16 protein-coding genes are annotated in these 17,859 nt (G+C 46.5%); 13 read left to right on the top strand and 3 right to left on the bottom strand.

All coding sequences use genetic code 11. The features are described from left to right. The first annotated feature begins 49 nt into the window (after positions 1-49). The 5 genes from eno (at position 50) to smpB (ending at position 6,398) form a co-directional block, all read left to right on the top strand. Positions 50-1,375: a phosphopyruvate hydratase gene (gene eno / locus ACI3EZ_RS06080; RefSeq protein WP_405024829.1), complete on the top strand. Its 1,326-nt coding sequence runs from the start codon at positions 50-52 to the stop codon at positions 1,373-1,375. Positions 1,376-1,486: 111 nt separating this feature from the next. Further along, the gene (locus tag ACI3EZ_RS06075) at positions 1,487-3,088 is read left to right on the top strand and encodes a ClC family H(+)/Cl(-) exchange transporter (protein WP_405024828.1); all 1,602 of its coding nucleotides are present in this window, start codon (positions 1,487-1,489) and stop codon (positions 3,086-3,088) included. Between the two features lie 55 nt (positions 3,089-3,143). Further along, a complete protein-coding gene (secG, locus tag ACI3EZ_RS06070) occupies positions 3,144-3,380 on the top strand; it encodes a preprotein translocase subunit SecG (RefSeq protein ID WP_405024827.1) in 237 nt (78 codons plus the stop codon). Positions 3,381-3,520: 140 nt separating this feature from the next. Further along, the gene (rnr, locus tag ACI3EZ_RS06065; protein WP_405025841.1) at positions 3,521-5,905 is read left to right on the top strand and encodes a ribonuclease R; all 2,385 of its coding nucleotides are present in this window, start codon (positions 3,521-3,523) and stop codon (positions 5,903-5,905) included. 31 nt (positions 5,906-5,936) lie between these two features. Beyond that, positions 5,937-6,398 (top strand): SsrA-binding protein SmpB, encoded by a 462-nt coding sequence (smpB, locus tag ACI3EZ_RS06060; RefSeq protein ID WP_405025840.1) that lies wholly within the window; start codon positions 5,937-5,939, stop codon positions 6,396-6,398. A 95-nt stretch (positions 6,399-6,493) separates the two neighbouring features. On the opposite strand, the gene ACI3EZ_RS06055 is transcribed toward smpB, so the two are convergent. Then, positions 6,494-8,719 (bottom strand): LTA synthase family protein, encoded by a 2,226-nt coding sequence (locus ACI3EZ_RS06055; RefSeq protein WP_405025839.1) that lies wholly within the window; start codon positions 8,717-8,719, stop codon positions 6,494-6,496. Between the two features lie 274 nt (positions 8,720-8,993). Between ACI3EZ_RS06055 and ACI3EZ_RS06050 the strand changes: the two genes are divergently transcribed. Both ACI3EZ_RS06050 and cbpB read left to right on the top strand, forming a co-directional pair. After that, positions 8,994-10,343, top strand: a complete 1,350-nt coding sequence (locus ACI3EZ_RS06050) for a glucose-6-phosphate isomerase (protein WP_405025838.1) — start codon at positions 8,994-8,996, stop codon at positions 10,341-10,343. Between the two features lie 177 nt (positions 10,344-10,520). Then, positions 10,521-10,991, top strand: coding sequence for a cyclic-di-AMP-binding protein CbpB (gene cbpB / locus ACI3EZ_RS06045; protein ID WP_405024875.1), 471 nt, complete (start codon positions 10,521-10,523; stop codon positions 10,989-10,991). 137 nt (positions 10,992-11,128) lie between these two features. On the opposite strand, the gene ACI3EZ_RS06040 is transcribed toward cbpB, so the two are convergent. After that, positions 11,129-12,085, bottom strand: a complete 957-nt coding sequence (locus ACI3EZ_RS06040; protein WP_405025837.1) for a mechanosensitive ion channel family protein — start codon at positions 12,083-12,085, stop codon at positions 11,129-11,131. Between the two features lie 136 nt (positions 12,086-12,221). Here ACI3EZ_RS06040 and ACI3EZ_RS06035 point away from each other — a divergent pair, with 136 nt between their 5' ends. After that, on the top strand, positions 12,222-12,668 hold the full coding sequence (locus ACI3EZ_RS06035; RefSeq protein ID WP_405024821.1) for a DUF948 domain-containing protein: 447 nt from the start codon (positions 12,222-12,224) through the stop codon (positions 12,666-12,668). Between the two features lie 12 nt (positions 12,669-12,680). Further along, the gene (locus ACI3EZ_RS06030; protein WP_405024820.1) at positions 12,681-13,130 is read left to right on the top strand and encodes a hypothetical protein; all 450 of its coding nucleotides are present in this window, start codon (positions 12,681-12,683) and stop codon (positions 13,128-13,130) included. A gap of 108 nt (positions 13,131-13,238) precedes the next feature. Here the strand turns inward: ACI3EZ_RS06030 and ACI3EZ_RS06025 are convergent, their stop codons facing one another. Then, positions 13,239-14,342: a M24 family metallopeptidase gene (locus ACI3EZ_RS06025; RefSeq protein ID WP_405024819.1), complete on the bottom strand. Its 1,104-nt coding sequence runs from the start codon at positions 14,340-14,342 to the stop codon at positions 13,239-13,241. 202 nt (positions 14,343-14,544) lie between these two features. Here ACI3EZ_RS06025 and ccpA point away from each other — a divergent pair, with 202 nt between their 5' ends. From ccpA to ACI3EZ_RS06005, 4 genes are all read left to right on the top strand, one after another. Continuing rightward, a complete protein-coding gene (gene ccpA, locus ACI3EZ_RS06020; protein WP_405025836.1) occupies positions 14,545-15,546 on the top strand; it encodes a catabolite control protein A in 1,002 nt (333 codons plus the stop codon). 85 nt (positions 15,547-15,631) lie between these two features. Further along, on the top strand, positions 15,632-16,363 hold the full coding sequence (locus ACI3EZ_RS06015; protein ID WP_405025835.1) for a YebC/PmpR family DNA-binding transcriptional regulator: 732 nt from the start codon (positions 15,632-15,634) through the stop codon (positions 16,361-16,363). A gap of 153 nt (positions 16,364-16,516) precedes the next feature. After that, positions 16,517-17,476: a competence type IV pilus ATPase ComGA gene (gene comGA / locus ACI3EZ_RS06010; protein WP_405025834.1), complete on the top strand. Its 960-nt coding sequence runs from the start codon at positions 16,517-16,519 to the stop codon at positions 17,474-17,476. 70 nt (positions 17,477-17,546) lie between these two features. Continuing rightward, positions 17,547-17,798 carry a hypothetical protein gene (locus ACI3EZ_RS06005; protein WP_405025833.1) on the top strand — a complete coding sequence of 84 codons (252 nt, stop codon included), beginning with the start codon at positions 17,547-17,549 and terminating at the stop codon, positions 17,796-17,798. Positions 17,799-17,859 lie beyond the last annotated feature (61 nt).

The following is a 17,859-nucleotide window of genomic DNA, read 5'->3' as shown; positions in this document are numbered from 1 at the left end:
GGTGAGGACAGTATTCTCAAGTTAACAACATCAAAGGAGAGAAATATCTATGTCTGCAATTACAGAAATTTACGCTCGTGAAGTTTTAGACTCACGGGGTAACCCAACTGTTGAAGCTGAAGTTTACACCGAGGCAGGTGCTTTTGGCCGGGGGATTGTTCCTTCAGGTGCTTCAACGGGTGAACACGAAGCCGTTGAATTGCGGGACGGCGACAAGTCACGTTACATGGGTAAAGGAGTTACCAAGGCCGTTGATAACGTAAACAACGTGATCGCTAAGGAAATCGTTGGTTACGAAGTTACGGATCAGGTTGCCATTGATAAGGCAATGATTGCTTTAGACGGGACGCCAAACAAGGGTAAGCTTGGTGCCAACGCCATCTTAGCCGTTTCGATTGCCTGTGCACGGGCTGCTGCAGATGAACTTGAAATTCCGCTTTACAATTACCTTGGCGGGTTTAATGCTCACGTAATGCCAACACCAATGATGAACGTTATCAATGGTGGGGCACACTCAACAAACAAGGTTGACTTCCAGGAATTCATGATTATGCCTGTTGGGGCTAAGTCAATGAAAGAAGCTGTTCGGATGGGTTCAGAAACGTTCCATCACCTGCAGGCACTCCTGAAGGCTGACGGCAAGTCAACGGCCGTTGGTGACGAAGGTGGTTTCGCTCCTGACTTTGCTAACAACGAAGAGCCGTTAGAATACCTTGTTCGAGCCATCAGTGATGCTGGTTACAAGCCAGGCAAGGACGTTGCCATTGCTATGGACGTAGCTGCTTCTGAACTGTGGGATGACGACAAGAAGAAATACACGCTTCGTTGGTCAACCGGTGAAGAATTCTCAACACCAGAATTCGTTAAGTACATCGAAAGCTTAATCAGCAAGTACCCGATTGTATCAGTTGAAGACCCGATTGATGAAAACAACTGGGATGACTGGGCTGAAATTACTAAGGAACTTGGTAAGAAGGTTCAGCTTGTTGGTGATGACTTCTTCGTTACAAATACGGAATACTTGAAGAAGGGAATTAAGATGGGGTGCGCAAACTCAATCTTAATCAAGGTTAACCAGATTGGTACCTTGACTGAAACGGTAGAGGCTATCGAGATGGCTAAGGAAGCCGGCTACACGGCCGTTGTTTCTCACCGTTCAGGTGAAACTGAAGACACGACAATCGCTGATTTGGTTGTTGCTATGAACGCCGGGCAGATTAAGACTGGTTCAATGAGCCGGACGGACCGGATCGCTAAGTACAACCAGTTAATGCGGATTGAAGACCAGCTTACAAGTAACGTTGCAGAATACAAGGGGATTCACTCATTCTACAACCTAAGTGAGCAGGCCCGTGAAGACATCATGAACAAGTAAATTTCCGGTATTGACTAGGAAAAGTTGCTTGCAATAAAATGAAAACAAGGGATTGATTAGATCGGTCCCTTGTTTTTGTCTACATATTTTATGGTAAGAGGGGTGAAAACGGTGGATAGTTCGGAGGAACACCGTTTCTTTGACACAACGCGGTTTACGTTTATTTTACGGGGTATTCTTGTTGGACTTTTATCAGGCTTAGTTGTTAGTGTTTTCCGTTTATTATGTGAACGGGGATTACAACTAATGACGTGGGTGTATGGATTGATGCACCATCATTTATGGTTATTAATCCCGGTTATTTTAGGGGCATTGGTAGTTACCTTAATTAACGGGTGGTTGATTACGGCAGAACCGAATATTAAGGGGTCGGGGATTCCACAGGTTGAAGGTCAGTTATCAGGTGACCTTGAAATGAACTGGTGGTCCGTTTTATGGCGGAAATGGATTGGTGGGATTTTAGGAATTTCGTACGGCCTGTTTCTTGGCCGGGAAGGCCCGTCAATTCAGCTAGGAGCGACTGTCGGGCAAGGAATTGCTGATGGAATGAAAAAAAGGGGGGCTGGCCGACGGGTATTAATCGCTGGTGGCGCGGCTGCTGGACTTTCCGCGGCCTTTAACGCCCCGATTGCTTCAACGTTATTTGTGCTTGAAGAGGTGTACCATAACTTTTCACCGTTGGTATGGACAACTGCGCTGGCAGCAGCGGTTTCCTCGAACTTTGTTTCAATGGAATTCTTTGGGTTGACGCCGGTGCTTAACATTCATTACGGACATTCGTTTCCGCTTCGGTACTACGCGTACTTAGTGGTAATGGGAGTTATTCTGGGCTTATTGGGATACTTATACCAATACATGACCCTTAACGGGGAAAGGGTCTATGCTAAGTTAAAGTTTTTACCCCGGAAATACGATGTGCTAATTCCATTATTGATGGTCATTGTAATTGGTTATTTTTACCCGCATCTCTTGGGAGGGGGACACGGACTGATTAGGTCCCTTGGAACCACTACCCCAACCCTGTTAGTTTTACTTGCAATCTTCATTATACGACTTCTTTTTTCGACAATTTCGTACTGTTCAGGAACACCAGGAGGGATCTTTCTCCCAATTCTTGCATTAGGGGCTGTCTTGGGGGCGCTTTACGGTGAAACGTTAGTTCACCTGCACCTAATGCCAATGTATTTGGTTGCAAACTGTGTTATCTATGCGATGGCCGGTTATTTTGCTTGTATCGGGAAAGCACCGTTTACTGCCATTCTTTTGATTACAGAAATGGTGGGGTCCCTTCGACACCTAATGCCCCTTGCGGTGGTTTCTTTAACAGCGTACACTGTCGTGGATATTCTTCGGGGCCAACCGATTTATGAAGCGATGCTTGCCAATTTACGACACTTCCCGCAGAATGCAATTTCTGAAACAACACAGGAGGATGAAGTGGAAGTCCCAGTTTTTGCTGGATCGAACCTGCAGGATAAGCAGGTTCGGGATATTCCGTGGCCTAAAGACTGTCTATTGGCTGCAATTCGGCGGGGTGAAAAGGAACGTATCCCGCATGGCGACACGGTTATCCGGAGTGGTGATACGCTGATTGTGGTTACGCCACACGAAAATCGGGCATGGCTTAGAAATCGGTTACACCAGTATGCGGTCGGCCGAAACGATAAGGAAAGCCCAATTAAGCCGCCAGCTTCCCGGGCTGGAAAAGACTAAGGGTTTATGGTAAATTAGACGTGGTGTAATTTAGATGGGTAAAGGAGGAGCGCATTTGTATAACGTACTACTCACAGCGCTGATTGTTGTTTCAGTGTTGATTATCATTGCGGTGATGATGCAGCCCGCTAAGGAAGATAACGCGTCAACCGCCCTTAGTGGGGGGGCTGGTGATCTGTTTAGTAAGCAGAAGCCCCGCGGATTTGAGGCTTTCATGCAACGGGTTACAGCAATTTTAGGGATTATCTTCTTTGGCCTTGCGCTTGGGTTGGTTTTCCTATCATCACATTAGTAACTGATTAACGTGGTGGACACGATTCATTTGATGGAAGAAAGAATGGTTGTGGAGCCATTACTATCCGTAACGCGGGAGCCATGACGCTGGTCTTGGCTCCCGTTTTATGTAAAACCATAAGTAAACGGGGAAGACAGATGGAAAAAGAGATATTAAAAGACAAATTAATGCAACGGTTTAAGAACGAACCAACCCGGGCGTTTACGGTTCAGAAGTTGGCAAGCGCCTTGCACATGGCCGGTGGTGGACAGTTTAAGTTTATTGTCCAGGCCTTAACGGACTTAGAGCATGAAGGGAAGATTACGCTCAAGGATGACCATTTTAAGCTGGCGGTTCAAGCGGGAAACCAACCAGAAGAAGTTGGGGTGTTCCATGCGAATGATCGGGGATTTGGGTTTGTTACGGTTGATCCGGAGAAGGATGACTACTTTATCGGACCGACCAACACCATGTCTGCCCTTAATGGTGATGAGGTGGCCGTGCAAATGATTAATCCGGGAGACCCTGCGAGTGGTCGGCGTCCTGAGGGAAAGGTGACCCGGATTGTTACCCGGGTGCTAAACCGGGCAGTGGGCGAATTTTTGCTGCCTGATGGGGATGAGCATTACCCGGACGGAGTTATTGGGACGCTGCACTTACGGGATAAAAAGTTAGCGAGTTATCGGTTTTTGGTGATGAATACCGGCTTAAAGCCTAAACCGCATGAATTAGTCATTGCAACAATTTCAGCATACCCGGATGAGCACATTCCAGGGGTGCTTGAAGGGGCCGTTACTAAGGTTTTAGGGAACGTTAACGATCCGGGAATGGACATTACGCAGATTGTGTACGAGCATGAAATTCCGCATGAATTTCCGGATGATGTGAAGGAACAGGTAACGCACATCCCGGATCACGTTACGGCCGCCGAAAAAGAAGGACGGGTTGACTTGACTGCCCAGCCGCTTGTCACAATTGATAGTATTGAATCTAAAGACCTTGATGATGCCGTCAACGTATGGAAATTGGATAACGGGAATTATCACTTGGGGGTGCATATTGCCGACGTTTCACATTACGTGACGCCAGGAACGCCCCTGGATAAGGAAGCTTTCAAACGCGGAACGTCGGTTTATTTGACGGACCGGGTGATTCCGATGCTGCCGCGGGAGCTCTCAAACGGTATTTGCTCGTTAAACCCGCATGTTGAACGGCTTGCGATGACTTGCGAGATGGAAATTAACCCTCAAGGCGAAGTGGTTAACCATAAGATTTTTCCGAGCGTCATTCGCTCAACGGAGCGAATGACGTACGTGGCGATTAATAAGATTTTGGAAGCCGATGATGATGCTACGAAGGAACGGTATCACGATTTGATCCCGATGTTCCGCGATATGGCTGAACTCCACAAGATTCTCCTACGGATGCGGCATAAGCGGGGCGCAATCGAATTTGATGATAACGAAGCCAAGGTAATTCTGGATGATCAGGGCCATCCGGTTAAGATTGAACTCCGGGAGCGGGGGACCAGTGAGCGCATGGTGGAATCTTTTATGTTGGCTGCTAATGAAACGGTGGCTAAGCATTACCACGACCTAAACGTTCCGTTTGTTTACCGGATTCATGAAAACCCGGATCAAGAAAAGGTGGATGCGTTTCTTGAACTCCTTCAAAGTTTTGGGATTCATGTAAAGGGACGACACGGTCATCTCAAACCAAAGGATTTCCAAGGGGTGCTCAAGCAGGTTGCCGGGAACCCGGAAGAAGCAACCGTTTCAACGATGATGTTGCGGGCAATGCAACAGGCGAAGTATGCTCCGTCACCGGCAGGCCACTTTGGCTTGGCTGCCAAGGACTATACGCACTTCACGTCGCCAATCCGGCGGTATCCGGACCTCATGGTGCACCGCTTGATTCGGTGGTATAAGAAAAACGGTACGGGAGAAGAAGCCCAAGCAAAGTATCGGGGTCAGCTTGATGAGATTACGGCTCATAGTTCAGAAACGGAGCGGCGGGCAGTGGACACCGAACGGGATTCCGATGCGTTGAAGAAGGCTGAGTACATGAAAGAGCACGTCGGGGAAGTGTTCGATGCCGTTGTCAGTTCGGTAACAAAGTTTGGGATGTTTATTGCCCTTCCGAATACCGTTGAAGGGTTAATTCATATCAGTGAACTGAAAGATGATTACTACGAGTTTGTTGAAAAGGCGCTAGCCTTGGTTGGGCGGCGCAAGAAACGCACCTTCCGGATTGGGCAAGAAGTTCGCGTTAAATTAATCAACGTTAACGTTGAGCAACAGGAAGTCGATTTTGCGCTGGTTGATGCACCAGGAGCACCTAAAACCGATTTATTAGAGAAGTATCATGTTGCTGATACACGGCGGCCACGGGGATCGCGAGGAAGCGGGAATGGATTTCATCGGGATAATCGCCATGGTGGTGGCCGGCAAAGCGGCGCCCACAATTATCACGGGAACCGGGAAAACGGTCACAATCAGGGATATCACCGACGGAATAGTCGGGAGCACGGTCACAGGCATTAATTAAAGTTGGATGAAAGAGGGAGGCGATTGAATGGCAAAAACACAGCACCATGAAAAAACATTGGCACAGAATAAAAAGGCGCGGCATGATTACCAAATTGTTTCGACCATTGAGGCGGGGATTGCCTTAACGGGAACGGAAATTAAGTCAGTGCGGGCAAGCCGGGTGACTTTAAAGGATGGGTTTGCTCAGGTCCGGAATGGTGAGGTGTGGCTAATGAACGTTCACATCGCCCAGTACGCCCAAGGGAACCGCTTTAATCACGACGAACTGCGGAACCGGAAACTTCTTTTGCATAAGAAGGAAATTGCTCGGTTAGCCGGGGAAACGCAGCGCAAGGGGATTACACTTGTCCCACTTAAAATGTACTTGAAGCACGGGTTTGCGAAGGTTTTGTTGGGGATTGCTGAGGGAAAGCACGAGTACGACAAACGGCAAACGCTCAAGAAGCGGGACCAGGAGCGTGAGATCAGAAGGGCGCTGAAGAGATAAGGGCGAAACTTCTAGGATAAAGAAATAGCGTAGCTCATTTTATTTGTGAGCTACGCTATTCTTAGCTCATGGGTGGCTAATGGCACTAAGATGAGCTATGGATTAAAAATTCCGTTCTTTTTTGGCGTTAATATTGAACGCAGGTTCCGTACTCGTCGGCGCCATTCCTTTTGGAGGGTAGGGTTTTGCTTGGCCTTACGCATTTCCTGGTGGGCGTGCCGAACGGCGTTTTTATTCTTGTCAGTAGTCTTTAACTCCGGTGCATCAGAATCATAATCACCAATCGTTGTTTTATCACCGTTCTTTGTCCACAGGCTCGTCGACCGGTTTCCCAGTTTGTTTTGGATCTTCGTAATCTGGGCGAAATCCCCCTTGTAGATGTAATTTTGGGGGTTAACCGGAGTAAACCCTTGCGGGACATAGAACCGCAGTAGGTTTTTGTTATTCAACGAATCAGAGAGGGTTAATTCTTCGTTAACTCGGCGTTTATCTCGTTTTAGTTGCTGGGCAACCTTTGCGGACGGGTGAGTTACAACGCGGCCGTTGCTGTTCTGGTATACGGTGCTTCCAACCACCGTGTATTTCGGGGTAATGAAGTTCCCGTTACGGAAAGCAATAACTTGACTATGTTGGGGTGAGAACAGGTCAGTTCCAAACATTAAGAACGGCTTGGCGTTAATTCCTAACAGATGAAGAAGCGTTGGTAGAACGTCAATTTCTCCGCCATACTGATGTTGTATTCCGCCGTTGGTTTGCCCCGGAATGTGAATCATGAACGGTACCCGTTGCATCTGAGCGTTATTAAAGTTGTTCCACGTTGACGATGATTTACCGAGAAGTGGGGCAAGTTTAATGTTCCGGGTATTTGAAATGCCGTAGTGATCGCCATACAGGATAATGACCGAATTGTCATACAGTCCTGACTTGTGTAAGTACTGGAAGAACTGCTGAACGGACTGGTCCAGGTAGTGGGCCGTCACAAAGTAGTTGTTGATTGACTGGTCGTCCGTATTGGCTGCCGGGAATGACTGATTCTGCTTATCCAAACTGTACGGGAAGTGGTTGGAAACCGTAATGTACTTCACGTAAAATGGTTGTTGGAGCCGTTCAAGGTACTTGATTGAGTCGTGGAACAGGAGTTTATCCTTTAATCCGTACTCCGTTAGGTTATTTGCACTGGTATTGAAATACCGTGCCGAGAAGAAGTAGTCGTACCCGAAATTCTTGTACGTATTATTTCGGTTCCAAAACGACGCGTGGTTGCCGTGGAAAACTGCTGAAGTGTACCCCTCATCCTGTTGAAGGATGGCTGGAGCCGCTTCAAAGGTGTTTGAGGTTCCCAGTGTTGAGAAGAGGGATCCCTGTGGTAACCCAAACGTTCCCGTTTCAAGCATTGTTTCGGCATCGGAGGTTTTTCCCTGTCCGACCTGGTTAAAGAAGTTATCGAAGCTGTAAAAATCTTTTCCGTTATATAAACTATTCAGGAACGGTGTAACTTCCTTCCCGTCAAGCTTATAGTTAATAAGAAACTGCTGAAAACTTTCCAGGTGGATGATAATTACGTTCTTTTCCTTAGCAACGCCAAACATCTTTGGGTCAGGTTTTGCATAGTGGGATTGCGTGTAATTAATTACCTTATTCAAGTCTTCGCTATCGGCGCTTTTTCTGACCGAAGAATTTTTGGCTGTTTTCAAGGCATTATATACAGTAAACGTATCAAGTCCCAGATAACGAACGAGGTACTCACGGTCAAATGTCCGGGTCAATAACTGGGGACGACTAATCTCTCCAAGAGTAATGTTAAAGAGGAGTAAAAACAGGGCAGTGGAAGTCAGCGCAAATGCTTGACGACGCTGGACCGGCCGCTTGTCGAGTTTAATAATCCTAGTAATCAACAGCAAGAAAAGGATTAGAACGTCTGCCACCACAACAATGTCCTGAGGCTTAAGGAGCGCAATGGAACTAGTACTTAGGCCTTCAGATACTGAAGAGTATCCGAGAATGACATTAATTGTCATAAAGTCAGTAAATTCCCGGTAGTAAATTACGTTAAACAGCAAAAGCGCTGTATTTGCAACGTAGATGATCATCATTAACCCGTAGGCCGGAAGGGGCCGCTTAATGTATAGCGCAATTCCAAGAAGAAGAATTGTTGTCGCAACCGGGCTAAAGAACATCACGGCGTGTTCATAGAAACCATGGGCTCCGAGTCGAAAGTCAACGAGATAGACAAAGATCGTTTTAAGCCAGAAAAGAACGGTTAACAAGGCAAAGAAACCCCACCGAGTGTTGATGAAGTTTCGAAATTTCTTAAATATCACGGTTGCAACCGTCCCTTCATTTTGATTATTCAATTTTACAGTTTCTGATTTTAACGCCGAAGGTCAGGAAACGCAATTTTTCGCTGGTGAATTTACGGAAACGTAATTCGGGTACGTGCCGAATAATGGTTTGTCCCGAATAATAATGATTGAACGTCCGCGTGGTAAGCGTTTATAAGCAATAATCATAATTTATCTGTTTTTCGGGTTATTTTGGGGCAGGGTTGGTGTATAATAGAAAGCGTAAACAAAGGAATAAAGGAGCGGATTGCGCATGGCACACATTAAGTTTGATATGTCCAACCTGACAAAGTTTGTTAACGACTATGAGCTTGATCAAATGCAACCAATGGTCACGGCTGCTGACAAGGAACTCCGGGATGGGACTGGAGCTGGAAATGACTTTCGGGGCTGGTTAGACCTACCAGTTGATTATGATAAAGATGAGTTCGCTCGAATTAAGGCAGCTGCAAAGAAAATCATGAGCGATTCTGAGGTATTAATTGTTCTTGGGATCGGGGGTTCATACCTGGGTGCTCGGGCAGCTATTGAGTTCTTAAACCACAACTTCTTTAACTTGTTGGGCGCTGATCAGCGGAAAGCACCGCAGATCTTCTTTGCGGGTGATTCACTGTCATCATCATACCTGCACGATCTGCTTGACATTATTGGCGACCGCGACTTTTCAGTGAACGTCATTTCAAAGTCCGGGACGACGTTGGAACCAGCAATGGCTTTCCGAATTTTCAAGCAGAAGTTAGAGGAGAAGTACGGAAAGGAAGGCGCCCGTGAACGGATTTACGCTACGACGGACCGGGCAAAGGGTGCTTTAAAGACGTTAGCTGATGATGAAGGTTATGAGAAATTTGTTGTACCAGATGACATTGGTGGTCGGTTCTCGGTTCTGACGGCGGTTGGTTTGTTACCAATTGCTGCTTCTGGGGTTGATATTGATCAATTGATGAAGGGGGCTGCTGATGCGCGGGATGCGTACGCGGATGCTAACCTAAAGAAGAACGAAGCATACCAGTATGCCGCAATGCGGAACATTCTTTTCCGGAAGGGTTATGACATCGAACTCTTGGAAAACTACGAACCATCACTCGTTTACTTCGGTGAATGGTGGAAGCAGTTAATGGGTGAATCAGAAGGTAAGGACGGCAAGGGAATTTACCCGTCATCAGCTAACTTTACGACGGATCTCCACTCCCTTGGCCAGTACATCCAGGAAGGACGGCGTGCTTTAATGGAGACGGTGATCAACGTTGAGAACCCGAACCATGACATTGACGTTCCAATGGATGACCGGAACCTTGATGGGCTGAATTACCTGAAGGGGAAGACGATGGACCACGCTAACAAGAAGGCTTGCCAGGGGGTTGTTTTGGCTCACACTGACGGGGGAGTTCCGGAAATGATTGTTAACATTCCGGATCAGAGTGAATATACGCTGGGTTACCTGATCTACTTCTTCGAAATTGCCGTGGCAATCTCCGGTTACTTAAACGGGGTTAACCCATTCAACCAGCCAGGGGTTGAAGCTTACAAGCAGAATATGTTTGCTCTGCTCGGACGTCCGGGTTACGAAGAAAAGACGGCGGAACTGGACAAGCGGTTAAATTAACGGTACAAGGTCGTTAAGAAACCTGGAGTACTAGGCAAGCGCGCGTAAGGTCCAGTTTTAGACTAGGTTAATAAAATGAAGGGTTGTGACATGGAGCGCAACCCTTTTTTGTGACAATATGGTTTGAAATCAGGGATGATTTTTCGCTAAAATGGAGGGTGAATTGAGGTGGAGGGAATGTTATCCGCAACTGTTCGCCGTTTGTTAACGGCCCAAGAAAATAAATTCATGATCCCAGCTGATGTTGTTGCTAACGTGCAAGAGAACAATAACCTTGAGCATGCGTTACTGGTCCTGACAAAGATTGGGTACGCGAAAATCCCGGTATTAGATAGTGATGGCCGGTTTAAGGGATTGCTGTCCTTGCCGATGATTACGAATCAGATGCTGGGGTTAGACGGAATTGATACTACGGTTCTAGGAACAATGACCGTGCGGGACGTAATGGAGCGGAATGTAGCAACAATTAAGGTACCGTATGATGTTGAGGAAGTCTTACGGTTATTGATTGATCGGAATTTTTTGGTTGTCGTTGATGAGAAAAATTATTTTACGGGGATTGTTACTCGGCGTGAGGTAATGAAAAGCGTTAATTATATGGTTCATGCATTAGGAGAGCAGTATTCGCTTACGCTTAAGAAAAAATAAGAAATGCCGGGTTCTAAAACGAAAAAACGAGCGTGGTGGAAGTAGGTACCAGGGAATCAGATTGATTCGATGGTTTACAGACTTGCGCCACGCTTGTTTAGTTATTATTTGATGCCCCACCACGTAAGGGTAAAAGATTAGTAAGAGACGGGGGCTGTGCGGATATCAAAGCCCGCTTTTCGGAGGGCGATGATGTATTTTTCAAAGAATTGGCGTTGAATTTTTCCCTGAGCACCGTTCCGTGTTTTAATTTGAACCTGAATGGCAATGGCGCCGTTTCCCATATCAACCGTTCCGTTTAAGATGGGTTTTTGCCCAGCAATGATATCCGGGTACTGGGTTAGGTCGAGGTCGGCGTTGATTGCGGAGATAATTCGTTCCATCTTCGCAATATCCTGTTGTGGGTTAATGTATACGTTAATAAGGGCGAGCATATTATTCCGTGACATGTTGTTTACGATAGAGATGTTCCGGTTAGGAATAAAAGAAAGGGTACCGTCACTTGCTTGAATTTGCGTGGTTCGAAGCCCTACCGCTTTTACTTTACCGGTAATGGCGCCGATCTTAACGGTATCGCCGACCGCATATTGTTGTTCAATGAGGATGAAAAGGCCGGTAATGATGTCAGAAACCAACCCCTTAGCCCCAAGTCCAAGGGCAACGCTGACGATTCCAGCTCCAGCAATTAGGGTGCCCACCGGGATTCCTAGAACAGAAAGAATGGCGTATACGTAAAAGAACAGGATGACGTAGTGAAAAATATTTTGCAATAGGGTTTCAAGCGTTTTTAGTCGGCCCTGTGCTCGTAGCCGTTCAGCTGCTTCCTCAGGGGCTTCTTCGATCTTAGGAGCCGGTTTTTTAGCTGTGCGGGCGCGGCTAAAGGAATGTCCAATAATGCGCTTCCCAACGGAATTAACAATCAGAAAGAAGAGCGTGAGTAAAATAAGTGAAGCTACCAAAATAATGGCGTGGCCAATGATTTTATTCCAGTTAATACTCTGGATAAAATTAGTAAAGATGTTGGTTTGGTGGTGAACTTGCCGGTCAACTGTCTTTGTTACGGTTGTTGTTAGTAATAGGTTATTCCACTTCATTTAGATAGTCCTTTCATAATTCTTTCACGGGTAATCATACCAGTTTTATTAGGGAAGGGCGACAATTAAGCAGAATTGCAGTTTGGGGGAATAAATGATAGCCTAAGGGTGAATAAAAAGGATGGAGGAGAAGGCGATGGTATTAACCTTTGGCCAGTTAGCTGGTTTAATTGCAGCACTTGCATTTGTTGTTTTAGTAGTATTTATGTGTTTGGTGCTACATAAGCTTGGAAAAACGATTAACCAGTTATCAGCCACGCTTACAGACGTTACACACGAGGCGACGACTTTATCAGCCGATGCTGACCGGATTCTAAAAAAGACTGATGATTTAATGGCCGACATTAATGCCAAATCCCAAAAACTTGAACCGCTAGTTGATACGGCGGTGGCTTTAAGTAAGAGTGTTGATGATTTAAACACAGCAAGCCGGAAGATGGTGCACCATGTTGCGAGTGCCCGGGAAGAGGGGAGTAAGCTTAACTCAGCAGTTAAGCTTGGCAAAACTGTTTATAACGTCTACAGCGCAGTTGATCGGCACCGGCAGAAGAAGGCAGTAAAGGAGCAGTCAAAGAAGAAGTAGGAGGTTTTTAAAATGAGCAAAAAATTAGCGTTTGGTTTGGGAATAGTATCAGCGGCAGCGTACGTGGTGGTTAAGAATATGACCCCTGCTGAAAAGCAGATGGTGCGAGCACGGATTACGCAGGCAGCTACCAGTGTGAAGGAGACAGCTTTAAAATATGACCGGTACTTGCACGAATACCTAGCATCAGCTGAGTATCAGCATCAGCGACAGAATTGGGAAGCCCAACTTGTAAGGGCAAAGCAGACTGTTCGGATGGCTGCGACAACAATTCAGGAGCGGGTTGCTGCGGGAAAGCAGCCGGAAACAACTCCAGCGATTGCCCGGGAAGACTTATCTGAATCAACAACATCGTCGGACAGTGATGATCAACTGCAGGACGATATTATTTTAAAGACTATGCCGGCTAAGGAGGGGCAGCCAACTGAAACCTTCTATCCGAATGGTGAAGCTGCTGACTAATTTATGAAGAATAAAAGGGGTTGGAACCATAATGTTCCAACTCCTTTTACTATACCCATTTGCTCCATGCTAGGTGACGAAGCGATAAGGAGCACGAAGTTTGTATTGTTACCGTAGTGGAATGGTTTGTAATTCCTTTGGTGTATGAGTGAACGGAGCACACCCATCAGTTGTAATGTGAACGCAGTCTTCAATGCGAACGCCAGCATCTCCTGGAATGTAGATTCCTGGTTCAATTGAAAAACACATCCCCGGTTCGAGGACCATGTCGTTGCCAGCCATGATTGACGGAAATTCGTGCTCGCTCTGGCCCATTCCGTGGCCAAGCCGGTGAATGAAGTACTCGCCATAACCAGCTTTTTCAATAACCTGCCGCCCAATGTGGTCCAATTCAGCAGCCGTTATCCCGGGTTTAGCAGCGTCTTGAGCAGTAAGCTGGGCTTCAAGGCATACCTGGTAAATTTCTTTTAGATGATCATTAACCGGGCCGTACGCAACGGTTCGGGATGCATCGGAGATGTAGTCATCGCTGATAACGCCAAGGTCGAAAAGGCACAAACTATTCGGTTGAATAAGTTCTTTTTTAGGAGCACCGTGCGGATCAGCAGCGTTTGCGCCGCTTTGGATAATCGTATCAAAGCTCATTTGCATAATACCTTGTTTTTTGAGTTTGTACTCAATCTCAGCTGCAACGTCCTGCTCTGTGCGATTATTCGCCAGGGCCGCAAAGCCAATCTCAAACGCCTTATCAGCCCATTTGCCGGCGCACTCAAGTTTTGCGATTTCTTCTGGTGTTTTGTATAGGCGTTCGTGTTCAATTACTGGGGTTAAATCGGCCGCGACCGTCATTGTCGGGAAGTGGTCCTTGAGGGTTGCAAAGCGCGATAACGTTAAGTTGTTTTTTTGGACGGCCCACTTAGCTAGATGAGAGGTGCACTGGTTTAGGTGTTTAGTAATAAGTGCGAAGGCATCCTCGTGGTCTAAATACCCGTAAACAGGGAAACGCCATCCCGTTTCCTTAATTGCTTCCACCTCTAGTGCCGGGGCAAAGATAAATGGTTCGTGATCCGGGAAGATGAAGAGGGCAAGAACCCGTTCAATTGGATCACTGCCAAACCCTGTAAGGTACTTAATATCCGGAAATGCGCTGACGTATGCAACGTCTAGTTGGTTTTTTGCTAACCATTGTTGAATTGCTTTAATGTGTGTCATGCAACCACTCCTTTTTATTGATTGATTTTAGTATAGCATGTTAAAGGGCTACCAAAATGAAATGAAAAGGATGAAAATAAAACGTTTGCATTTCACGAGCGAAACTGATAGATTAAAATACGTTAGGATGAAAGCAATTGAAAATTGACGGAGAGTAGTCCCAGAATCCAAATTACTTAATTAATGAAAGGAGCTTGTTTTTATGGAAAAACAAACCGTTACGATTTACGATGTCGCCCGCGAAGCAAGTGTTTCAATGGCAACGGTCTCCCGGGTAGTTAACGGGAACCCTAACGTTAAGCCATCAACCCGGAAACGGGTCTTAGACGTAATTGATAAGCTTGACTACCGGCCAAACGCCGTTGCCCGGGGCTTAGCAAGTAAGCGAACAACAACTGTTGGGGTAATTATCCCCGATGTTGCGAACGTTTATTTTGCGTCGCTTGCCCGTGGAATTGACGATGTAGCAACGATGTACAAGTACAACATTATTTTGGCTAATTCGGACGGGGGTGCCGAGAAGGAAATTCAGGTGTTTAATACCCTTCTTGCTAAACAGGTAGATGGAATTATCTTTATGGGAAACAACATTACTCCGGAATTACGGAGTCAGTTTGACCGGAGTAAAACGCCCGTTGTCATTGCCGGTTCGGTCGATGCCGATAACGCAATTGAAAGTGTCCACGTTGACTTTAAGGCGGCGTTTGCAGAAATTACAACAAACCTAATTAGCCGGGGGAACAAGCGGATAGCTCTGGTAACAGGGGCGGCGGACCAGCCGATTAATAAGGATTACCGGTTGCCAGGGTACAAGCAAGCTCTTGCGGCAAACGGTATTGAGTTTGATCCGGAACTAGTTTTTGAAACAACGAACAGCTATGAAGCGGGAGAAAAGTTGTGGCCGGCCTTAGCAGCGGCTCACGTAACGGCGGCTATTGTTGGTGATGATGAACTTGCTGCAGGTGTCCTGAATGGAGCCCGTGATGCTGGGGTATTGGTTCCTGATGAATTTGAATTGGTTACGGGCCAGGATACGAAATTGACGCAGATTGTCCGCCCAAGAATGTCATCATTAACGCAACCCCTTTACGATATTGGGGCCGTTTCAATGCGGTTGTTAACCAAAATGATGAATGATGAGGAAGTTGAGGATAAGACCGTTTTACTTCCGTTTGGATATGTTAAACGAGATACGACAAAGTAGTGGCGATATTGCGGATTTAGTCTGTTTTTGTTAGAATTAAAGTCGGCTTTGTGCTAATGATACTATTCGGAAAGAGGTTTTAGTCATGTCAGGACATTCAAAATGGCATAACATTCAGGGGCGGAAAAATGCCCAGGATGCTAAGCGTGGAAAGATTTTCCAGAAAATTACTCGTGAAATTTATGTTGCCGCTAAGGCTGGTGGTCCTGACCCAGATTCAAACCCACAGCTGCGGATGATTATTGACAAGGCCCGGGCAGCTAACATGCCGAAGGACAACATTAAGCGAGCAATTGATAAGTCAACGGGTGCCGGCGGCGAGAACTACGAGGAAATCACCTACGAAGGGTACGGTCCGGCAGGGGTTGCTATCCTTGTTCATGCGTTGACTGATAATCGTAATCGGACTGCTTCTGCCGTTCGGGCGGATTTTAACCGGAACGGGGGGAACCTTGGTGAAAGTGGGTCCGTTAGTTTTATGTTTGACCGAAAAGGTTACATTGCCATTGCCCGGGAAGACCTTGATGTTGATGAAGATACCATGTTTGAAGATGTGATCGATGCGGGGGCAGAAGACCTCCAGACGTCTGATGATGTTTTTGAAGTTTACACTGATCCTAAGGCGTTCCCTGACGTGCGGGATGCCCTGCAAAAGAAGTATGATCTTGCAACGGCCGAGATTACAATGGTGCCACAAAATACGGTCGCCGTTCCGGCCGAAAAGGTTGAACAGGTCCAGCGGTTAATTGATCGGCTGGAGGATGAGGACGATGTTTCTGATGTTTACACGTCCGCTGAATTCCCGGATGAGGATTAGGTTGAATTAAGGGGGCACCGTAGGTTTCCTACGGTGCCCCCTTATACTAAATTGGTGCAGAGCTAAAAAATAATTGCGAAAGTTACGTGGGAGTGTGCGAACACTCCTACTTTTTTTCTTAGTTATATGGTGAGGGGGGTGAACAGAATAAAGATGAATATTGACAGGATTATTCAAGCGGCGTTACGGCAGCGGGCGACTGATGTCTACTTAACGCCGGTTGGGAACGAATATGGTCTCCGGTTTAATGTGTGCGGAAGAATCGTGGAAAATCAATCAATCGGGGCGGATGAAGCACGGCGGATGATTAACCTGTTAAAATATCGGGCGAACATGGCACTTGGCGAACGCCGGCGTCCCCAATTGGGGGCGTTAACGATACGAATTGATGATGTTCCGGTTTTTTGTCGGTTATCAACAGTTGGTGATTTTCGTGACCGGGAAACATTGGTAATTCGGATAATAACCCGGCTTCGCGGAGCGCTTGAAAGTCGTTATTTCTTGCCATCCCAGTTAACCCGTATTCGGCATGCGTGTCGGCAACGGGGATTGGTACTATTCACGGGCCCGATGGGAGCAGGAAAAACAAGTGCGATGTATGATTTTGCCCGTGAGTTTGCTACCCGCCAGGTCTTTTGTATCGAGGATCCGGTTGAAATTTATGAACCTCGGTTTGTTCAGGTCCAGGTAAATGAAGCAGCAGGGATGACGTATGCGCAGCTTCTGAAACTTGCTTTGCGACACCATCCGGAAGTTTTTATTATTGGAGAGATTCGTGATGAGGAAACTGCGCAGGTGGCACTTAATGCGGCGTTAAGCGGTCATTTAGTGCTTAGTACACTTCATGTTCGATCAGCAGCAGGGACCCCTGCAAGGTTACGAAACCTGGGATTACGGGATGCGGATATTACACTTGCCTTGCGGTTGGCGTGTTATCAGCGGTTAATTCCCACAACCACGCACGATTTAAAAGTTCTTTTTGACTTTTACGATGGTTCAGATGGAAGGGGGTATCAGGAAGATGATTCGGTTAAGTGGCAGTCTGAACTTGCACGCTGTGTTGCAAAGAAATTGGTTTCACCGGCAGTGGCGGCTGAATTCCGCTACGGGTAAACATTGGACTCTTAAACAGCAAGGCCGATTTTTTACGGTAATTAATGATTTTTTGCAGGAAGGTTTCACCTTGCGCCAGGCCCTGGGAGGAGTTCGTCAGGTAATGCCCCGGTTGGCATCGGATATTAATAGGGTTGAACGCCAGTTAGATGCCGGGGACTCTTTTAGTACAGCCATTCGACCACAAATTGGGATTGCGCCGTACCTGCACTTGGCTTTGGCTGAAGACCACGGGTGTTTGAAAGTTACGGTTACCGTTCTTGCAAGGGATTCAAGAGCAAATATTATAAATAATTATGGGAAACGGGTTTACCAAGAATAGCGGGTTTACCCATTTTTTAATTCCTGCGTAAGTGTAGAAATCTATTGATATTAATTACTAC

It is taken from the genome of Ligilactobacillus sp. LYQ60 (assembly GCF_045033015.1).
Taxonomy (GTDB): Bacteria; Bacillota; Bacilli; order Lactobacillales; family Lactobacillaceae; genus Ligilactobacillus.
Note: the sequence above shows the minus strand (reverse complement) of the source record. Positions and strands in the feature narration are given on the sequence as shown.

What these genes read in the sequence shown, in the direction of transcription:
- eno (WP_405024829.1), top strand. Translation starts at nt 50, where the DNA reads ATGTCTGCAATTACAGAAATTTACGCTCGTGAAGTTTTAGACTCACGG.
- rnr (WP_405025841.1), top strand. Translation starts at nt 3,521, where the DNA reads ATGGAAAAAGAGATATTAAAAGACAAATTAATGCAACGGTTTAAGAAC.
- smpB (WP_405025840.1), top strand. Translation starts at nt 5,937, where the DNA reads ATGGCAAAAACACAGCACCATGAAAAAACATTGGCACAGAATAAAAAG.
- ACI3EZ_RS06050 (WP_405025838.1), top strand. Translation starts at nt 8,994, where the DNA reads ATGGCACACATTAAGTTTGATATGTCCAACCTGACAAAGTTTGTTAAC.
- cbpB (WP_405024875.1), top strand. Translation starts at nt 10,521, where the DNA reads ATGTTATCCGCAACTGTTCGCCGTTTGTTAACGGCCCAAGAAAATAAA.
- ACI3EZ_RS06040 (WP_405025837.1), bottom strand. Translation starts at nt 12,085, where the DNA reads ATGAAGTGGAATAACCTATTACTAACAACAACCGTAACAAAGACAGTT.
- ACI3EZ_RS06035 (WP_405024821.1), top strand. Translation starts at nt 12,222, where the DNA reads ATGGTATTAACCTTTGGCCAGTTAGCTGGTTTAATTGCAGCACTTGCA.
- ACI3EZ_RS06030 (WP_405024820.1), top strand. Translation starts at nt 12,681, where the DNA reads ATGAGCAAAAAATTAGCGTTTGGTTTGGGAATAGTATCAGCGGCAGCG.
- ACI3EZ_RS06025 (WP_405024819.1), bottom strand. Translation starts at nt 14,342, where the DNA reads ATGACACACATTAAAGCAATTCAACAATGGTTAGCAAAAAACCAACTA.
- ccpA (WP_405025836.1), top strand. Translation starts at nt 14,545, where the DNA reads ATGGAAAAACAAACCGTTACGATTTACGATGTCGCCCGCGAAGCAAGT.
- ACI3EZ_RS06015 (WP_405025835.1), top strand. Translation starts at nt 15,632, where the DNA reads ATGTCAGGACATTCAAAATGGCATAACATTCAGGGGCGGAAAAATGCC.
- comGA (WP_405025834.1), top strand. Translation starts at nt 16,517, where the DNA reads ATGAATATTGACAGGATTATTCAAGCGGCGTTACGGCAGCGGGCGACT.